The sequence below is a fragment of the Flavobacterium sp. genome, assembly GCF_004211145.1.
Classification (GTDB): domain Bacteria; phylum Bacteroidota; class Bacteroidia; order Flavobacteriales; family Flavobacteriaceae; genus Flavobacterium.
On the sequence record NZ_SEBS01000054.1, the window covers coordinates 1 to 17,669 of the forward strand.

Below are 17,669 nucleotides of genomic sequence, written 5' to 3' on the forward strand. Positions count from 1 at the left end.
ACTATCGCCGATGTAAGGATTACGGGCAACAAGGTCGAATTCATCTTACCGAACATTAACCTTGGCGTGAACGAACGCGGTAACGTGACGTTCAAGATCAAAACGAAAAATACGCTCACGGTCGGCGCGACGGTAACGAACATCGCGAACATCTTCTTCGATTATAATTTTCCGATCGAGACGAATCCCGCAAATACCACATTCCAACAATTGTCGGTTTCTGAGTTCGATCGCGACAATTCGATCGTCGTTTCGCCGAATCCGGTTTCGGACGTCTTGCACGTAAAAGCCAATTCCGAGATCAAATCGATCCAAGTCTATGATATCCATGGCCGATTGGTGATGACGCAATTGCCGTCGATGATGGAAACGGTTATTGAAATGAAACAGAACAATTCAGGGATTTATTTCGTGAGAGTGGTTTCGGGCGAAGGAATGTCGGTTCAGAAAGTAATGAAGCAATAATTTATTTAGGCGCAACCCTTTTCCCGGAAGCGCGTCTGTCTTAAAACCAAACACATGAAGAAACTTTACTTTCTGGCGCTTTTGTTCGCGGCGACATTGGCGCAATCGCAAATCGTAACGATTCCCGATCCCTTTTTCAAGGCCGACTTATTAACGCAATTCGACACAAACCAAGATGGGCAAATCCAAGTTTCCGAGGCACTTTCGCCACAAACATTATGGATAGGCAACATGGATATCGTAGACTTGACCGGCATTCAGGCCTTTACGAACCTGACGTCGTTAAACATCGAATCGCTTCAAATAAACGCGCTAAACCTGAACGCGCTTACAAACCTCACGCAATTGAGCGTAAGTTCTACTGAGATTTCGTCGCTGACGATCACCGCACTTACGAATCTCGAATCGTTGACTATCAATCATAATGACAACCTGATGTCACTTGATATCTCGCCATTGACAAACCTGGAAACGGTCCGGAGCATGGGCGGTAACTTGAATGCGCTTGATTTATCGACTTTGCCGAATCTTGGGACGCTTCAACTCGACAGTAACAATATTACGCAGCTCAACTTCCATCCGCAGGCAAATCTATTTTCCCTGCAATGCATGGACAACCCGATCACGGCACTCGATTTGGCACAGCACACGAACCTGTATTATTTGAATGTGGCCTCAACTGGCCTGACCGCTTTGAATGTTTCGGCACTTACGAATTTGATCAATCTCGAAATATCATATTCCGGTATCACTTCGATCAATTTATCAAGCCAATCGCAACTCGAAACGCTGGGAATTGCCGGGACGCCGATGACGTCAATAAACCTGAACAGCAATACGGCACTTAAATATCTCACGGCAAACGACAGCAATTTTACGACACTCGATCTGTCTCAGCAGGCGGCTTTGTTACAGTTGACGTATGGCGGGGATTCGTTCGCAAGCCTCGACCTTTCGCCATTGAATAATCTGTCTTCACTTTGGGTGATCGGATCACCGCAAACCACTTTGGATTTTTCAAGCTTGGCCAATTTGACGTCACTAACTATACAGGATTGCGCGATTGAAACCATTTCTGTTTCGAACAATCCAGCCTTGATGTACTTTTCGTCAATCTCCAATCCGAATTTGACGTACGTCGATCTCAAAACGGGCCATTCGCCGTCGGTCGCATTTCAAGAATGCCCTGTTATAGAATATGTGTGCGCCGACGAGGAGAATATCTTTCAAATCAGTCAATATTTTGATCCCAACAACGGCGTAGGTGCATCGAATAACTCGAATGCGCAAGTGAATTCGTACTGTTCGTTCACGCCCGGCGGTCTGCACAATACGATTTCAGGAACTATGAAATATGATTTCGACAGCGACGGCTGCAGCGCAGGTGATACGGCTTATGCGTTCTTCAAAGTGAAGATTGCCGACGGTGCGAACCAAGGAATCGTCTTCGCGAATGAGCAAGGTCATTATACTGCATACGCAGGCACAGGCACTTTCACGATTACGCCCGAGATCGAAAATCCCGATTATTTTGTGATAACTCCGCCAAACGCAACGGTAAATTTTGCGAACTCCAATTCAAACAACCAAACACAAAATTTTTGTTTACTTCCGAACGGCGTCCATCCTGACGTTGAAATCTCGGTCATTTCAGGAAATGCGATTGCCGGATTTTACGTTAACCATGCCTTAATTATCAAAAACAAAGGCAATCAGGTAATGTCGGGTTTCGTGTCTTTCGATTACGACGATTCGGTGCTCAATTTAACGACGGCGAATCCGACTGTGCTTACGAATCAAAACGGGATGCTCAGTTGGGCGTACGACAATTTGCAGCCGTTTGAGACGCGCATAATTTCTATAGTATTCGACTTGAATTCGCCTATGGAAACGCCGGCTGTATATATCGGCGATCAACTCGAATACAGTGCCGACATCAGTCCTGAGACCAACGACCTCACGCCACTTGATAATCATTTCAAGTTCACGCAAACCGTGGTCGGTTCATTTGACCCGAATGATAAACAGTGCTCCGAAGGAAGTGCCGTGGCACCCAACAAGATCGGCGATTACCTGCATTACGTGATCAATTTTGAAAACACAGGAAATTTTCCGGCCCAAAATGTTGTGGTCGCCGATGTGATCGATCCGACAAAATTCGACATCAACACTTTGCAGATCGTCCATACATCTCACCCGATGACAGCGCGTATAAGTGGCGACAAAGCCGAATTCGTTTTTGAGGATATTCAACTCCAGGCGCAGGAACACGGTCACATCGCGTTCAAAGTCAAGACGAAGAACACGCTCACAGTGGGGACGACGGTGACCAACATTGCCAACATTTTCTTCGATTACAATTTCCCGATCGAAACGAACTCCGCAAACACAACTTTTCAGGCGCTTTCGTCCGACGATTTCAAACAGGACAATTCGATCGTCGTTTCTCCGAATCCCGTTTCAGATGTCTTGCACGTGAAAGCCAATTCTGAAATCAAGTCAATTCAGGTTTACGATATCCAAGGCCGATTGGTGATGACGCAATTGCCGTCGATGACCGAAACTGTTGTTGAAATGAAACAGAGTAATTCCGGGATTTATTTCGTGAAAGTGGTTTCGGGTGAAGGAATGTCGGTTCAAAAAATCGTCAAACGATAATCTTGGCAAAACCATCCAAAACCATTAGTTTTTCAATCGGAAGCATTGAGGTTGCGTCGACTTGCGCCATATTCTCAACGGGACGCGACAAATTCTAAATGCTTGTGCGCTACATTAAAGGAAATCTTACTTTTGTTTCGGTTCCTGAATCGATACCATGAAACGAAACGTACTCCTGTTATTTTTACTGTTTGCGAGCGCATTGGGTTTTTCCCAGGAAAATGCGCCCGACAGTCTTATCACAGTGTTGTCGAAAAGCAGGAACGACATCGAGCGCGCCGATCTGCTCAATGCGATTTCTGATGGTTACAAGTCGTCGGATCCCGCAAAAATGCGCGACTTCGCCACGAAATCACTCGATCTTTCACGCAAGATCAAATACAGGTCGGCTGAGGGATATGCGCTTCTCAACCTCGGGAACTCCAACATCATCTCAGGAAATTACGCCAAAGCACTCGAATATTTTTCACTCGCCCAGGCGGTTTTCGAAAATGAGATCGCGACCGATAAAGACCAAAAAATCAAAGCCGGGCTCGCAAAGGCTTATGGAAGCATCGGCATCGTCTTCTCGGAACAAAGCAACTACGCGAGGGCGCTCCAATATCATTTGAAGGCCGTTCCGCTGTATGAATCGCTTGACGAACGTGCGCGATTGGCTCGTGTCTACAACAACATCGGCATCGTCTACAAGGCACTCAAGAATGATTTCCATGCGCTCGACTATTTTACGAAGGCGCAGAAACTCCAGGAAAAATCGGGCGATGCGACGGTCGGGATCACGACGACGAACATCGGGAACATCTACCTCGCCCAAAAGAATTTCCCAAAAGCGCTCGAATATTACGACAAGGCAGGCAAACTATTCCAAAAATATCCGAACCCGCGTGGGCAAGGCGAACTGTACAACGCTTTGGGCGATTACAATCAGCAGAACAAAAACGGGCTCAAAGCGCTCGAGAACTGGAATTTGGCGTTGAAGGCATTCGCATCTATCGAAGATAAATTCGGTACGGCCGATACGTATGCTTTCCTCGCCGAATATCACCAATCTACGGGTAATTCGGCCCAGGCACTCGACTTTGCGAACAAATCGCTCGCGTTGGCGAAAGAGCTCGAGATTCCCGAACAGGTCGTGATCGCCGAGAAAATGCTCAGCGACATCTACTCCAAAACCGGAAACCTGAACGCCGCTTTGCAACATTACCAACTATATAGCGTCGCAAAAGACAGCCTGAACATACACGAAAACATCCGCAAAAGCGTACAGGCCGAGATGAACTACGAATTCGACAAGCGCGAAGCATTGCGCAAAAAGGAAAGCGAAAAACGCGAACTCCTTTTCAGCGAACAGACCAAACGCCACGCGATGCAAACCTTCTTCATTGTGCTGTTCGTCCTGTTGTTGTTCGGGATCGTCTTCCTGATCTACAACAGGCTGCAGCTCAAGAAAACACTCACGCTGCAACGCGATTTGGCCGAATACGAGCAAAAAGCGCTGCATTTGCAGATGAACCCGCATTTCGTGTTCAACTGTCTGGGTTCGATTTCGAGTTTCATCGTGCAGAACGGAAGCGATTCGGCGATAAAATACCTGTCGAAATTCTCGAAACTCATGCGTCTCACGCTCGAATATTCGAAAGAGTCGCTAATCCCGATCGACAAGGAAATCGAAGGGCTTCAAAATTACCTCGAGCTCGAGCAATTGCGGTTCAACCAGATTTTTGATTTCAGCATCACGAAAAGCTCCGACATCGAAGACGATATGTCGCTGCCGCCGTTGTTGCTGCAACCGTTCGTCGAAAACGCGATCATACACGGTTTGGTTCCCAAGAAGGAATCGGGCCGAATAGATATTACCTTTGCAGTATCGGGCGACAATTTCATCTGTACGATCACCGACGACGGAATCGGCATCGAACGCTCGCGCCAAATGAAAGAAGGTTCGGTGTCAGTGCACAAATCGATGGCGCTCGACATCACCAAGAAACGACTCGAGATGATCAAGGCGTTCACGTCGCGCAAAGCCGATGTCGACATCACCGAACGCGCCGACGACAACGGCAACATCATCGGAACCCAGGTAATTTTAAGCCTGCCGATACAATACAGTACAAGCGCGCAGCCTGTGATGGCCGCCAATAAAAAATAAAATAATAACAAAGAATAAAAATGATAACAGCCCTGTTGATCGACGACGACGCCAACCTGCGCAACGGCATGAAAGGTTTGCTTGAACGCTATGCGCCCGATATCGAGATTTTGGGCGAGGCCGACAGCGTCGAATCGGGAATCGCGGCGATCGATAAATTCAAGCCGCAGGTCGTGTTCCTCGACATTCAGCTCGCCGACGGAACGGGTTTCGACATCCTCGAGCAACTCGCGCAGAAGCACGGCAAATCGACGGCCCATATCGTGTTCATCACGGCTCACGAACAGTATGCGATAAAGGCGTTCCGCTTCAGTGCGCTCGATTTTTTATTGAAACCCGTCGATCCCGAAGATCTGCAGAAGGTCATCGGTAAGATCAAAAGCGTCGTGGCCAAGAACGAAGGTTTCGCGCACATCGATCTGCTGTTGGAGAACATCAGGAAGAAGGTCGACAATTTCAAACGCATCGCGCTTTCGACGTCCGACGGCATACATTTGTTTGAGATCAGCGACATCATCCGATGCGAAAGCGAAGACAATTACACGAAGTTCATGATCCGAAACAACAAGCCGGTCCTGATCTCGAAAACGCTCAAGGAATATGAAGACATGCTGACGGAACACGGTTTCGAACGCATACATCAGTCGCACCTGATCAACTTATCGTACCTCAAATCGTATATCAAAAAGGACGGCGGATACGTGATCATGAGCGACGGCAGCCATTTGCCGATATCCCAACGCAAGAAAGAACGGCTCCAGGAGTTGTTGCGCACCATTTGACAAATTCTAAATCAAAGGCACCGAATACTAAATAACCACACAACTAAAACACAAGTACTTTTAACTTAGCGCGTCACGCGCAGGAAGAACTTAAAATTACCGATCATGAAGAAACTCTACTTTTTATTGTTGTTTTGTTCCGGAATTGCGCTGGCACAGCCGAACATCAACCAGCCGGCCGACCTGTACGCGTGCGATAACGGCAATGACGGCGTCGAAAACTTCGATTTGACGAACCAAATGGCGACAGTTATGAACGGATTGTCGACATCGGAGTATTTTTTCGGGTACTATTTTTCGTTGTCCGACGCTATCGGAGATATCAATCCGTTTGCAAGCTCAAATAACTTCACGGCGGTATCCGCGACCGATGGGCAAACCTGGTACATCCGCGTTCACGAAATTGCTAATCCAGATAACTACGCCGTCGCATCGTTTACATTCAACGTCGACCCTTTGCCATCAGCGACGATGAGCGCATCTTTGGCCTTCGTCTGTGTGGGCGATTTCGCGGCGATCACGTTTCAGGGTTACGGTGCGACGGCGCCTTACACGTTCAGCTATTCGTTGAACGGCGGTGTGACACAGACGATAACGAGCGACGTATCGGCATACGCTACAATAAATTTACCGACTGCGACGGCGGGCGTGATTTCGATCGTGTTGCATCAGGTCACGTCGGCTACGGGCTGTATCCAATATCTTTCTGAAAACATCAATCTTACCGTTTTGCCTGTGGTTACGGCAAACCAGCCACCTGACTTGACTTTGTCTGAAACACCTACGGACGGTTTCGCAATCTTCGATCTTACGGCAAACGAGGCGATCATTGCCGGGTCACAAAGCAATCTACAATTTTATTATTATCTGACGCAAGCCGACGCCGACGCGCAGGTAAACACGATCTTGCCGACTACCGCATTCACGAATACGTCTAACCCGCAAACCATTTTTGTGCGCGCTAACGACGTTTCGGGCGCTTGCGGTGCGGTCACGAGTTTTGATCTGCACGTTGTCGATTCGGGCATCGTTTATATTCCCGATGCGAATTTCAAAGCTTTATTGATAGCGGCTTCGGCCACGAATCAAGTCGGATCTACGGTATTGCCCAACAGCGGCGCAACTCCCGATGTCTATTCGGTAATCGATACGAACGTAGACGGTGAAATCCAGTTCAGTGAAGCAGCGGCCTTGCGTTTCCTCGACGTAAGTTCAGCCGATATCGCGAGCCTTCAGGGAATCGAAGCGTTCACGAACCTCGAATATCTGTATTGCAACAGCAACGACCTGACGACGCTTGATTTGGGCGATCTGCCGGTTTTGAAATTCGTCAATTGCGAGGACAATTTGGTTCTGGCATCGGTCGATCTTTCGGGCGTTCCGGCTTTGGAGACTTTCAGCGCCAACAATAACGCCATATCATCGATTGACTTTTCAGCGAACAACCAATTGGAAGCGGTGTATTTGAATTACAACGATCTGACGACGCTGAGTCTCGATAACGCGACTAACATCGCTTCGATTTCGGCCAACTGGAACAACCTTACCGGATTTTCCATCGCCGACAAAGACTTGCTTACGACGCTACAATTGATCAACAACCAGATGACGTCGGTTACGCTTACCAACCTGCCGCATCTGTATAAGGTCAGGATAAACAACAACCAGCTTACGGAAGTGGATTTGTCGACGGTAGCTTACGAGCCGTTTTTGAACAACATTCCGTTTGCTTCAGAATACGAGATCGCGGTAAACAATAACCTTGCGCTTACGGCGATCAATCTCAAGAACGGTTTTACGAATCCGAACATCAGTTTCGTGTCGGCCAACTCGAACAATAACGTGCAATACGTGTGCAAGGACGAAGACGATGTGTTCACCTATTTGTCGGTAAATGACGGCGTGTTCATCTCTACGTATTGCAACTTCGGTCCGGGCGGTTCGTTCAACACGATTGACGGGACGTTGACATTTGACGGCGACAACAACGGTTGCGATGCGTCGGATATCAACCCGTCGTTCCTTAAAATCAAGATCAACGACGGAATCGAGGAAGGTTATTCGTTCTCGTCACAAGACGGCGACTACGGTTTCTATACGCAGGAAGGGACGTTCATATTGACGCCCCAGGTCGAGAATCCGTCGATATTCAATTTCTCTCCAACGACGGCTTCAGTGACGTTCGCGGACAATAACAGCAATACGGAAACGCGCGATTTCTGCGTGTCGGCCAACGGAATCCACCATGACCTCGAAGTCGTGATCGTGCCCGTCATGCCGTCGCGCCCGGGCTTCGATGCGGTTTATAAAATCGTGTTGCACAACAAAGGAAACCAATTGAACAGCGGCGTCGTTACGTTTGCGTACAACGAGAACGTGCTTGATTGGATTTCGTCTGTTCCGTTGCAGGACAGCCAGTCGGCGGGAAGTTTGACGTTCAATTACAGCAATCTGCAGCCGTTTGAAAGCCGCGTGATCAGCCAGGTGACGCTCAACGTAAACGGACCGATGGAAACGCCTGCGGTAAATATCGGCGATGTGTTGAACTTCGTGGCCGACGCGTCGAGCATGAACGGAACTGACGATTCGCCATCGGACAACATCTTCAATTACAACGAAACCGTGGTAGGTTCATTCGATCCGAACGACAAGAAATGCTTGCAGGGAACGATCGCACCACCTGAACTCATCGGCGACTTTTTGCACTACATGATCCGATTCGAGAATACGGGAACGGCTCCGGCTGAAAACATCGTGATCAAAGACATCATCGACCCAACCAAATTCGATGTGAATTCGGTGCAAATCCTCGACAGCTCACATCACGTGGTTGGAAAAGGCGACGGAAACGGAACGATTTTCATTTTCCAGGACATCAACCTCGATTCGGGCGGACACGGAAACATTTTGCTCAAGGTCAAAACGCTTACGACGCTTGTGGAAGGCGACACGGTGACGAACAAAGCCAACATCTACTTCGATTACAATTTCCCTATCGAGACTGATCTCGCGAGCACGACGTTCCAGACATTAAGTGTTGCCGATCCTGAATTCGACGGCACGATCCGCGTGTTCCCGAACCCGGCGAGCGACATGGTGACGATCAAGGCAAATTCAACGATCCAATCGGTTGAACTTTACGACATGCAAGGCCGATTGCTCGAAGTGAACATGGCCGCGGCCGACGAGACCAAAATCAGCCTCGCCGAAAGATCGACGGGAATCTACTTCGTGAAAGTCATCACGCAAAAAGGCACGGCGACTCAAAAGCTCATCAAGAAATAACGGGAATATTGCTATGAAAAAAAGCGACGCATTGTTTTGCCGTGACTTAGGGTAAAATGTATCGTGTTTGTTATAACTATTGAATGAGACAACAACAATAGTTTAGTTAAGTTAAATTGCCAAGCCCGCGAACCCATCGCGGGTTTTTTTGTTTCGGATAATTTATAAATAGAATTTAAATACTTAGCTTGCTGTCGATTACGCACGTTTCGTATTTCCCCGATCGACGTTTGAACCGAATTTAAAACAATAAAGCATGAAAAAAAAATACCTATTTGTTATCGCGATTATTTGGGTCGCGACGGGACAAGCCCAAAATATTTCTTTTCCCGATCCCGTTTTTAAGGCTGCATTGATCGCACAAATAGATTTCGACAACGACGGTGAAATAAGTCTCGCCGAAGCGCAAGGAGCCGAATACCTTGATTTTCAAAATGTACCAATTACTGATTTAACGGGCATATATGAGTTTACGAATCTCAACCAGTTGACCTTGCAAAATACGGCTGTCACTGCGATTGATCTTTCGGGAATAAGCAGTTTGTCGGGCGTGACGATCACTGCGAACGCCAATTTGCAAACATTGGATTTGTCCGGTTCGGGTATTACTTTTATAAGCGCCGAGTACAATCCGTTGCTAACCAGCATTGATACTCAAAATTGCATGTCGCTGCACGTCATTTATTGCGAGCACAATAATCTCAGCGACTTGAACGTGTCGGGTTGTGTGAATCTGGAATGGATAGAATGCAACTACAATCAACTGACTGCAATAGATTTGACAACCAATCCGAACCTGGATACGATACAGATCGATGCTAATTTAATCGAAGAACTCGACGTTTCAATGACTGATTGCGTAGAGGTTTTCGCCAACAACAATCCAAATTTGGCATGGGTGAATGCGAAAAACGGAAGAAACTCGCATCCGACGTTTATAAATTGCCCGAATCTGGTGTTCATATGCGTCGACGACGAGCAGGAGTTGAATCAAACATACGTGACAAATCCAAATGCGGTCATCAATCAATATTGCTCGTTCACACCGGGCGGCAACTACAACATCGTGTCGGGAAAGTTCACTTTCGACGGGAATGGCGACGGTTGTGAGGCGACCGACGCACATTTCAGAAACGTAAAAGTAAATGTGAACGACGGCTCAGGCGATCAGGCCGTATTTACGAACGCGAGCGGAATGTACCAGTTTTTCGCGAATACGGGTACGTTCACGCTCGAGCCGGTTTTGGATAATCCCGCGTTTTTCTCGGTTTCGCCGGCATCATCGGTCGTGAATTTCCCGATAGAAAACGGGTCGGTAAGCACCAATGATTTTTGCGTGACGCCAATCGGGAACCATCCTGATGTTGAAACCGTCGTGTTGAGCACCGACAACGCCGAACCGGGTTTCGATGCCCACTATTGGTTGGTTATCAAGAACAAAGGAAATCAAGTTGTCTCTGGAACCGCAACGGTTGCGTTCGATGATACGCGCCTGGATTTCATGTCGTCGTATCCTGACGTGACTGCTCAAACCGTCGGAAATATCTCTTGGGATTACAATAATTTGCAGCCATTCGAAACACGCACATTCCAATTTGCGCTCAATGTAAATAATCCGACCGAAACGCCCGCGGTCAATATAGGCGATACGTTTTTGTTTACAGCGTCGGCGTTGGTCGTCGGTGATGAAACGCCAGAGGACAACACGTTCAGCTTGACGCAAACCGTGGCGGGTTCTCTCGATCCGAACGACAAAACCTGTCTCGAAGGCAACGTCGTGTCACCAAACAAGATAGGCGAGTATTTGCATTATCTGATCCGATTCGAAAACACGGGAACGGCCAACGCGCATAACATCGTCGTGAAAGACATGATCGATGTCGCAAAATTCGACATCGCGAGTTTGCAGGTCATTTCGGCTTCGCACGAAGTTGATACACGAATAAACGCGAACAAAACCGAATTCATTTTCGAAGGCATCGAACTCGCACCCGAAGCCCAAGGGTTCGTACTGTTCAAGATTAAGACCTTGCCGACACTGACCACAGGAACGACTGTTACGAACAAAGCCGACATCTTCTTCGATTATAATTTCCCTGTCATCACCGAGCCGGCGAACACGACGTTCCAAACTCTTGGCATTGCCGATCAGGAGTTCGACGCGTCGGTCAAAATCTTTCCGAATCCAACGCGAAATACGTTTGTTAATAACGCTGATTCTGAAATCAAGTCGGTGCAATTGTTCGACATTCAAGGCCGATTGCTCAAAACCATGTTGCCCGATTCGAATCAAGTCACGGTCGACATCGCAGGCCAGACAGGCGGGATTTATTTCGTGAAAGCGGTTTCGAGCAAAGGTTCGTCGGTGCAGAAAATCATACGCGAATAGAAGCCCGATGATCGTGACACAAATTCTAAAACCGTTTTACGAAACCACAAAAACCCATTAGCCGAATACGCAAACCAATTTCGGACGGCGTTAGTTTGCCTTCGATCTGCTCACACTCACAATACCAATACTTCTCCGGAAGGCAATGACTCAAATAAACAAATCAACAAATCAACAAATCAACGAATCACCGCCACCTATAACATTTTAGCAATTATTAACGAAATCGTTACCGAATCCATTTTTTAATTCCCTTTGAATTGCATAGTTTTGTGACTCTCATTAACTTTCCAAACATATCATGTCTAAAACTGCAATATTAGAACTCGACGGCAAAAAGTACGAGTTTCCGGTAATAGTCGGGAGCGAAAACGAAGTGGCGATCGATATCAACAAACTACGCGATGTTTCCGGAGCGATCACACTCGACCCGGGTTATAAGAATTCAGGTGTCTGCAAAAGCGAGATCACGTTCCTTGATGGAGAAGAAGGAATCTTGCGCTACCGCGGCTACGCGATTGAAGATCTTGCCGAGAAAGCGAGTTTTCTTGAGACATCCTACCTTTTGATTTTCGGTGAATTGCCGACCTCAAAACAGTTGGAGCAATTCGAAACTGACATCCGCAAATACACGTTGGTGAACGAGGAGATGAAGAACATCATCGACGGTTTCCCAAAAACGGCTCACCCGATGGGCGTACTTTCAGCCTTGACGAGCGCGCTTACGGCGTTCAACCCGAAATCGGTCAACGTCGAGAACGAGAAAGACATGTACGAAGGCGTGTGCAAGACGATGGGTAAATTCCTCGTCATCGCAACCTGGACGTACCGCAAATCGATGGGTTATCCGCTCAATTATTACGACAACACGAAAGGCTATGTCGAAAACTTCATGAATTTGATGTTCTCATTGCCGACCGGACCTTACGATATCAACCCGAAAGTGGTGGACGCATTGGACAAATTGTTCATCCTTCACGCCGACCACGAGCAGAACTGTTCCACGTCGACGGTTCGTATGGTCGGATCATCGCACGCGGGATTGTTCGCGTCGATTTCGGCAGGAGTTTCCGCGCTTTGGGGGCCGCTTCACGGTGGTGCGAACCAGGCCGTTCTTGAAATGCTCGAGGAAATCCACAAAAACGGTGGCGATACTGAAAAATATCTGGCGAAAGCGAAAGACAAGGAAGATCCGTTCCGTTTGATGGGCTTCGGGCACCGCGTCTACAAAAACTTCGACCCACGTGCGAAGATCATCAAGAAAGCAGCCGATGAGGTGTTGAGTTCACTCGGAGTCGACGATCCGCTTCTCGACATCGCGATGAAACTCGAACAAGCAGCTTTGAACGACGAATATTTCAAGGCGCGCAGCCTGTATCCGAACGTCGATTTCTACTCAGGAATCATCTACCGCGCGCTTGGAATCCCAACCGATATGTTCACCGTATTGTTCGCAATCGGACGACTCCCTGGCTGGATCGCACAATGGAAGGAAATGCGCACGAACAAAGAACCGATCGGACGACCGAGACAAGTGTACACGGGAAGCCCGCTTAGGGATTTCACGCCAGTTGAAAAACGATAGTCAAAGCCTCCGGATGGGGGCTTTTTTATTGATTTTTTTCTCAAAATTAACCCACAGTTATCAACAAAATCATCAGGCTCGGACCGCTTTGCGTATATTTGCCCCCGAACGAAAACGTTTTCAATGTTACCCTTACACGTGAAAAATGAATCTTCGCGACTGCGCGCAGTAGTACTCGGAACCGCAATTTCAAATGGTCCGACGCCAAAAGCCGAAGACGCTTACGACCCGAAATCACTCGAGCATATCCTGGCCGGAACCTATCCGATCGAAAGCGATATGATTGCCGAAATGGAAGCGTTCAACGCCGTTTTCGAAAAGTATGACGTCAAGGTCTATCGCCCACAAATCGTCGAGAACGAGAACCAGATTTTCACGCGCGACATCGGATTCGTTATCGACGATGTGTTTTTCAAGGCCAATATTTTACCCGACCGTGAGCGCGAATTTCCCGCAATCCAATACATAATCGATCAGATTAATCCTGAAAAATTCGTCGAGATCGAAGACCAAAGCATCCACATTGAAGGCGGAGACGTGATCCTGTGGAACGATTATATTTTCATCGGAACGTATTGCAAGCCTGATTATCCTGAAATCAAAACGGCGCGAACGAACGAAAAAGGAGTGGAGTTCATCCGAAATTATTTCCCGAACAAGAAAGTCGTCGATTTCGATCTCGTAAAATCCACGGTCGAGGCGAGAGACAACGCTCTGCATTTGGACTGCTGCTTCCAACCTGTCGGCGTTGACAAAGCCATCATCTACAAAGACGGTTTCTGCGACGTCGAGGATTACGAATACTTGCGCGATCTTTTCAAAGAGCAAAATCTGTTTCACATCACGCGCCAGGAAATGTACGACATGAATTCGAACGTATTTTCGATCGCACCCGATGTCGTAGTGTCTGAAAAGAATTTCACGCGCCTGAACGCATGGTTGCGCGAGCAAGGTTTCACGGTCGAAGAAATCCCGTACGCCGAGATTTCGAAACAGGAAGGGCTTTTGCGTTGTTCGACTTTGCCGTTGATTAGAGATTAGGGCAGGGTTTAAGGTTCAGAACGCGTCGCCTTAATCGTACTTAAACAACGATTACATCCAACGGAAGACATTGACTCAAATAAACAAATCAACGATTCAACGATTCAACAACAAAATGAAACAAACAACCAACTCCATCCTAATGATCCGCCCCGTCGCGTTCCGCATGAACGAACAAACAGCGGTCAATAATTACTATCAAAAAGTCCTTGACGGTTTATCGCCCGAAACCGTCAACGCGAAAGCCCAGGAAGAATTCGACACATTCGTCCAGAAACTAAAAACGGTCGGTGTGAACGTCATTGTCGTTGACGATACCGATTCGCCCGACACGCCCGATTCGATCTTCCCGAACAACTGGATTTCATTTCACGAGAACGGAGATGTAGCGCTGTATCCGATGTTTGCCGAAAACCGCCGCGCCGAAAGACGCGAGGAAATCCTCGATCTCCTTGAAGACAAAGGATTCGCGATCGATAATATCGTCGATTATACTGAGGCTGAGGATGATGGATTTTTCCTCGAAGGAACCGGAAGCTTGTTGCTCGATCGAGCGAATGGAAAAGCCTATTGCGCACTTTCACCTCGCGCCGACGAGGAATTGATGATCGAATTTTGCGAGGATTTCGACATGGGGCCGGTTATTTTTGAAGCGTACCAAACGGTGAACGGCAACCGCGAACTCATTTACCACACGAACGTGATGATGTGTTTGGGCGAAACGTTCGCGGTCATCTGCGCCGACTGTATCGACGACAAGACCGAACGCAAAATGGTTCTGGAAAACCTCAAGAAAGACGGTAAGGAAATCATTTTGATAACGGAAGACCAGGTAAATAATTTCGCTGGAAACATGCTCGAAGTGCGCGGTTCCGACGATAGGCGATTGCTTATCATGAGCACGGCGGCTCACCAAAGCCTCACGAAAGACCAGATTTCGAAACTCGAAAAACACGCGACGATCATCAGCTCTAGCCTAGACACGATTGAAGCCTGCGGTGGCGGAAGCGCGCGTTGCATGATGGCCGAGATTTTTTTGCCGAAAGCTTGATATTCGGAACGCTGACGACGCAGATTTTCCTGATTTATTTTGGTAAAATTAGCGGCGACATTTTGAATTGAGGCGTGAATTTGGAACACGGATTTAACGGATGTTATTGGTGACACGGATTTTAGCGAATCTGTTTCTAAGTAAATTCCACGGTCAAAATTGTTCCGTTAAAGCGCCAGCCGATAATTCGAATCCGCGGGTTATCTGCGCATTTTCAGAGCTGTCCGCGTTCCAATAAAAATTCAAAATCCCAAATCCAAATCGAAAATGAAAAAAACAATATTGTTGGTCGTCATGACGTTTTTCATCGCAATGTCGGCCCAAGCCCAAAAAGTAAAAATCAAAAAAGACATCGCGACCGTTGACGACGTCGTAGTGTGCAAAGTCGAGGACGACGACGTGAGTCGAGGCGCGTATTATTTCACGAACGTCGAATCCGGTAAGAAGCTTTTGTACTTCAAGTGGATAGATTACGGCGAATTCGGGTACTTCGAAGCGTACAATGCCGACAACCTCGATGTGATTCTATTCGAAACTGAAGCCGTCGTGGGATTGAAAAAATGGCTCGTCGAAAAATTATACGTCACAGGCGCGCTTACGCCGTCGGGAATCGATGAGGCAAAGTTGATGGAATTCTCTAAGAAAAAAGGCAAGGAATTTTCAAGGCGTCGAAATGAGAATTGATTGTGCTGGGATTTTCACCGTAGTCGTCTTTTTTGCTCTCATCTGAAATCAATTCGGAAAGCGTAAACGACACATACAATCCGTGCAAATCCGTGCGATCCGTGGCAAAAGAAAACGACACGAACTAAACGAATTCCAAACTGATCTGCGAAAACACAATCCAAAAACAAAGAAAAGCGTCTCAAATCGAAGGCGCTTTTTTCGTCTGGACCGTACGCCAAAGTGGATTTGGACGTTTGAGAAAATGCAGGCCTTCTCAATTACCTGAACTTTGCCGAATAATCTAATACGAATTATTATGCAAAAAGTATGGTTCATTACGGGCGCTTCCCGCGGATTGGGTCGCAGCCTAACAAAGACGGTTCTCGCAAGCGGTGCAAAAGTAGCCGCCACAGCCCGCGACATAAAAGCGTTGGTCGGCCTGACCGACGAGTATCCCGAGACTCTTTTCCCGATTCCATTGGACGTGACCGACTATTCGCGCATCGATTCGGTCATCCAACACGTGATCGAAAAATTCGGGCGCATCGACGTTTTGGTCAACAACGCCGGTTTCGGGATTACGGGCGCTGCCGAAGCCTATTCGGACGATCAGGTTAGAAGTCAGCTCGAAACGAATCTCAATGCACCGATCGCCATTACACGCGCCGTTTTGCCGGTTATGCGCAAACAAGGTTCGGGTCGGATTTTGCAGGTCAGCTCGATTGGCGGACGCGTAGGGAATGCTGGCGTCACGATCTATCAGGCAGCAAAATTCGGGCTCAGCGGATTCTCGGAAGCGCTCGCCAAGGAAGTCAATTCATTGGGAATTAAGGTAACGGCTGTCGAACCCGGCGGATTCCGTACCGATTGGGCCGGCGACAGCATGACCTACGCGCCACAAATTGACGGTTACGATATCGTCAAAGAACGCGAGGAATTCTTTAGGAGCGGCGATTTCGTTCCGATGGGCGATCCTGAGAAGGCAGCAAAAGTCATTTTGGAATTGTCGGAACACCAAAACCCGCCCATCCATCTTGTGCTGGGCAGCGAAGCCGTCTCGATGCTCAAACACGTCGACGCCGTCAGGGCCGAGGAACTCGAAAAATGGCTTCCCGTGAGCATTTCCACTGATCACGATGACGCGGTGAACTTCTTCGAGTCCGAACTCGGAAAAAGTTATCTGACGAAATAATAAAAAGGCGCGATGAAACCAACCGCGCCTTTTCCTACTTTTATTCCATGGATGATCCACAACTTTCGCGAATTGGCGGTATTGCTTATTCGTGTTATACGAAACTGAGCCGCGTGGCCGAGAATTTCGTGCCCGTACATGTTTTTACCTACATCGAATCGGGCAGCCTGCTCATCGTTGACGGCCAAAAGGAAGTGGTGTTGCGCAAGGGCGATTTTGCGTTCTATGCGAAGAATACACTTGCGAAATTCACGAAAATGCCATCGGGTGAAAATGGCGAATACAAATCATTGTCGGTCAGGATAGATGAAGGCGTGTTGCGCGAAATGGCTGCAAATTTGACTGTTGCCGCCTCAGTTGGCCCAAAAGCAGGAATTCTAAAGTTGGAATTCGACAAGGATTTGGA

At 47.8% G+C, this 17,669-nt stretch carries 11 protein-coding genes and 1 pseudogene; all 12 read left to right on the plus strand.

Annotated features, from left to right (window positions below; translation table 11 throughout):
• Positions 1-465: T9SS type A sorting domain-containing protein (locus EOO50_RS16630; protein ID WP_290841416.1), on the plus strand; the 465-nt coding region annotated here is incomplete at its 5' end.
• Between the two features lie 54 nt (positions 466-519).
• Positions 520-3,123, plus strand: coding sequence for a T9SS type A sorting domain-containing protein (locus tag EOO50_RS16635; protein ID WP_290841417.1), 2,604 nt, complete (start codon positions 520-522; stop codon positions 3,121-3,123).
• A 157-nt stretch (positions 3,124-3,280) separates the two neighbouring features.
• Positions 3,281-5,272 (plus strand): tetratricopeptide repeat protein, encoded by a 1,992-nt coding sequence (locus EOO50_RS16640; RefSeq protein ID WP_290841418.1) that lies wholly within the window; start codon positions 3,281-3,283, stop codon positions 5,270-5,272.
• A gap of 20 nt (positions 5,273-5,292) precedes the next feature.
• Positions 5,293-6,054, plus strand: coding sequence for a LytTR family DNA-binding domain-containing protein (locus EOO50_RS16645; protein ID WP_290841419.1), 762 nt, complete (start codon positions 5,293-5,295; stop codon positions 6,052-6,054).
• Positions 6,055-6,159: 105 nt separating this feature from the next.
• On the plus strand, positions 6,160-9,339 hold the full coding sequence (locus EOO50_RS16650; protein ID WP_290841420.1) for a T9SS type A sorting domain-containing protein: 3,180 nt from the start codon (positions 6,160-6,162) through the stop codon (positions 9,337-9,339).
• A 256-nt stretch (positions 9,340-9,595) separates the two neighbouring features.
• Positions 9,596-11,728 (plus strand): T9SS type A sorting domain-containing protein, encoded by a 2,133-nt coding sequence (locus EOO50_RS16655; RefSeq protein WP_290841421.1) that lies wholly within the window; start codon positions 9,596-9,598, stop codon positions 11,726-11,728.
• A 301-nt stretch (positions 11,729-12,029) separates the two neighbouring features.
• The gene (locus EOO50_RS16660) at positions 12,030-13,313 is read left to right on the plus strand and encodes a citrate synthase (protein ID WP_290841422.1); all 1,284 of its coding nucleotides are present in this window, start codon (positions 12,030-12,032) and stop codon (positions 13,311-13,313) included.
• A 123-nt stretch (positions 13,314-13,436) separates the two neighbouring features.
• Positions 13,437-14,354: an arginine deiminase family protein gene (locus EOO50_RS16665; protein ID WP_290841423.1), complete on the plus strand. Its 918-nt coding sequence runs from the start codon at positions 13,437-13,439 to the stop codon at positions 14,352-14,354.
• Between the two features lie 115 nt (positions 14,355-14,469).
• Entirely contained in the window at positions 14,470-15,405 is a 936-nt protein-coding gene (gene ctlX, locus EOO50_RS16670) for a citrulline utilization hydrolase CtlX (protein ID WP_290841424.1), read from the plus strand.
• Between the two features lie 267 nt (positions 15,406-15,672).
• Positions 15,673-16,089, plus strand: a complete 417-nt coding sequence (locus EOO50_RS16675) for a hypothetical protein (RefSeq protein ID WP_290841425.1) — start codon at positions 15,673-15,675, stop codon at positions 16,087-16,089.
• Positions 16,090-16,387: 298 nt separating this feature from the next.
• Positions 16,388-17,263: an SDR family NAD(P)-dependent oxidoreductase gene (locus tag EOO50_RS16680; protein WP_290841426.1), complete on the plus strand. Its 876-nt coding sequence runs from the start codon at positions 16,388-16,390 to the stop codon at positions 17,261-17,263.
• Positions 17,264-17,310: 47 nt separating this feature from the next.
• Positions 17,311-17,669, plus strand: a pseudogene (locus EOO50_RS16685) (AraC family transcriptional regulator); the annotation flags it as partial.

Excerpts from the sequence above, each read along its gene's own strand:
- EOO50_RS16645 (WP_290841419.1), top strand. The coding sequence starts at position 5,293 with ATGATAACAGCCCTGTTGATCGACGACGACGCCAACCTGCGCAACGGC.
- EOO50_RS16655 (WP_290841421.1), top strand. The coding sequence starts at position 9,596 with ATGAAAAAAAAATACCTATTTGTTATCGCGATTATTTGGGTCGCGACG.
- EOO50_RS16650 (WP_290841420.1), top strand. The coding sequence starts at position 6,160 with ATGAAGAAACTCTACTTTTTATTGTTGTTTTGTTCCGGAATTGCGCTG.
- ctlX (WP_290841424.1), top strand. The coding sequence starts at position 14,470 with ATGAAACAAACAACCAACTCCATCCTAATGATCCGCCCCGTCGCGTTC.
- EOO50_RS16635 (WP_290841417.1), top strand. The coding sequence starts at position 520 with ATGAAGAAACTTTACTTTCTGGCGCTTTTGTTCGCGGCGACATTGGCG.
- EOO50_RS16665 (WP_290841423.1), top strand. The coding sequence starts at position 13,437 with ATGTTACCCTTACACGTGAAAAATGAATCTTCGCGACTGCGCGCAGTA.
- EOO50_RS16675 (WP_290841425.1), top strand. The coding sequence starts at position 15,673 with ATGAAAAAAACAATATTGTTGGTCGTCATGACGTTTTTCATCGCAATG.
- EOO50_RS16660 (WP_290841422.1), top strand. The coding sequence starts at position 12,030 with ATGTCTAAAACTGCAATATTAGAACTCGACGGCAAAAAGTACGAGTTT.
- EOO50_RS16680 (WP_290841426.1), top strand. The coding sequence starts at position 16,388 with ATGCAAAAAGTATGGTTCATTACGGGCGCTTCCCGCGGATTGGGTCGC.
- EOO50_RS16640 (WP_290841418.1), top strand. The coding sequence starts at position 3,281 with ATGAAACGAAACGTACTCCTGTTATTTTTACTGTTTGCGAGCGCATTG.